Genomic DNA, 2135 nt, shown 5'->3' with positions numbered 1-2135 from the left:
CACCGCTCGAGACGGCAGGCACGACGGGAGCAAGCCGACGCGGCGCGGCTGGGGCGGTCGGGACCGGTCCGCCCTGGAGAGGAGCGGCCAGGCGTCCGAACGGGAGGCCGAGGAGCAGGAAGCCGGAGCCGGTGAGTTCGACGAGCCGAGCCACCGGCGCCGGCGGGTGGTGCAGTTGGAGGGACCCGCCGGCTGCGGTGATCTGTTGTGACGCGTGCAGGAAGGCGTTGAGGCCGCTGCAGTCGCAGAAGGTGACAGCGATGAGGTCGATGTCGATGGTGCGGATGCCGTCGCGCAGGCACCCCTCCAGTGATTCGCGTACCAGCGGGGCCGTGTCGAGGTCGATCTCACCGGCCAGGGTGATCAGTGCTCGGCTCTCTCTGTCGTGCCGGTGGACGTTCAGCTGCGGAATGGGCATGGCGCCTCGGTTCAGGAGACCGACCGGGCAGCGGATGCGGCGGTGCCGGACTTCCGGCGCCTCGTGACGCGCTCCCGGCAGGGGGCGTACTTTCGGCGGAGGCAGGCGAATGACCGATCCAGCAGCCTGTGTACCAGGACAGGGGACCCACCCAGTTCCCTCCAGGGGGATGCGCCGGGTGACCGGACGAAAGATCCGCTCCCCGCAACCATCTGTGTTGAGCAACTACATGCCGCCGGGGTCTGGGACGTCCACACAGCAGCATAGTCCTCGGTCCGGTCCGATGGACGACCGAAAGCCCTCATTCTCAGGGACTGGACGCTGTCCAGGCGGCGGCAACGCGTGTACACATCCGTTGCACCGCACGGTACTTGGGGACGTACACCACCGGCGGTGGACGGTCGACATGAGCAGACCTGGCGCCCCCGTCATCTCGCCCAGACCCTCTACAACATCCTCCTGCCCCCTTCTTCGAATGGGGCATCGCGCTGTACGGCCTGGAAACCGGCGTCGTCATCGCCGGCCGGAAGCCGCTGCGTGACCTCTTCGCCGATCTGGCCGGGCTTCTCTCCAAGGCCGGCCGACAACTCCTCAAGGACTACGCCCTCTTCCCGCTCCTCGCGGGCCCCTTTGCGCTTCCGTGCCTGCTGGGCAACCTCACAGCATCGGCCCACTGTCACGGCAGTACGGCTCGACTTGGGGGCGCATCCTGCGCTGCGCACTGCCCGTCCACTGACGTGGATCTCTCGGCCTCTGTCAGGGCGCCTGGGTTCCACGGGCGGGACGGTGCCAGGCCCGGGCTACCTGCGGCTGTGGGCGGACCGGCCACCGCCGCGGACGGCGAAGCTGAGGATCCAGACGGCCACGAGTACGACCGCGACGTACCACAGGATCAGGATCGGGAACCCGAGCCCGAACAGAGTCAGCAAGAGAAGAAGAATCCAGAGAAGCATGGCCAGGCCTCCAGCTCGCGGAAGATTTCTTGTGTTCCGCGGGGTCCCGGCGAAGCGGAAGGAGGAGGACTTCGCCCGGAGTGTCCGAAGCGTCATAGCCCTGCGCCGTCGTCGTCAGTCAACGCCGGGCAACGTCTCCTGTCAACGGGCCAGTAGCACGAGGGAGTTCTGTCGGCGACGCATCAGCCCAGGCCGCTGGTGTGAGGAGCACCCTCGGTGGAGGCCCGGCCCGGGGCGGTGGCAGGAGACATGCGCTGCTGTGCGCATTCGGGGTCGTACGTCATTGCGTGCCACTTCCCTATGCATGGTGGCAGCTGCGACTCCACGGCGTGTGTCGACGGTCGTCGGGGGATTGCCGGCGGTGTCGGCCCGAGTCGGCCGACTGTTCGGTGATCAGCGCGTCGAAGAGGCTGCGGGCCTCGACCATGGCCTCCCGCATCTCTTCCGTGCCGCGCCCTGGCCACGCACCGCCCTGTGCATCGTGCGGTAGCCCTCGACACGGTCGGCGTGGTGCACCGGGATCGCGGCTGTCTGCTCCTCGAACTGTTCGCCGTCGGGGAAGCCTCGGTCTTTCGCCAGCAGTGCGCCTCGGTGCCCGCCTGGCTCTCGTGTCGTAAGTCGCTCTGCTGCATTCCCATCAACCCTCTCGGCTCGTGCTCCGCATCGATGCCCGCCCGGGTGGTGCCCACGCGGGCACAACACGCAGGAGCAAGTGGTGATCGAAGAGACCCTCCTCGAAGCCGAGGAGAAGATGGAGAAGGCCG

The 2135-nt window shown here is 67.8% G+C and carries 2 protein-coding genes and 1 pseudogene; all 3 read right to left on the bottom strand.

Annotated elements, in window-relative coordinates:
- Positions 1-418: STAS domain-containing protein (locus ABZ208_RS38955; RefSeq protein WP_356914178.1), on the bottom strand; the 418-nt coding region annotated here is incomplete at its 3' end.
- Between the two features lie 800 nt (positions 419-1218).
- Complete coding sequence (locus ABZ208_RS38950) at positions 1219-1377, bottom strand: hydrophobic protein (protein WP_356914179.1); 159 nt, start codon at positions 1375-1377, stop codon at positions 1219-1221.
- Positions 1378-1669: 292 nt separating this feature from the next.
- Positions 1670-1953 (bottom strand): annotated as a pseudogene (locus ABZ208_RS38945) (hypothetical protein); the annotation flags it as partial.
- Positions 1954-2135 lie beyond the last annotated feature (182 nt).

The sequence above is a fragment of the Streptomyces sp. NPDC006208 genome (genome assembly GCF_040613775.1).
In the GTDB taxonomy this organism is placed as follows: domain Bacteria; phylum Actinomycetota; class Actinomycetes; order Streptomycetales; family Streptomycetaceae; genus Streptomyces.
The sequence above is the reverse complement of the archived record's forward strand: the minus strand, read 5'-3'. Positions and strand labels throughout refer to the sequence as shown.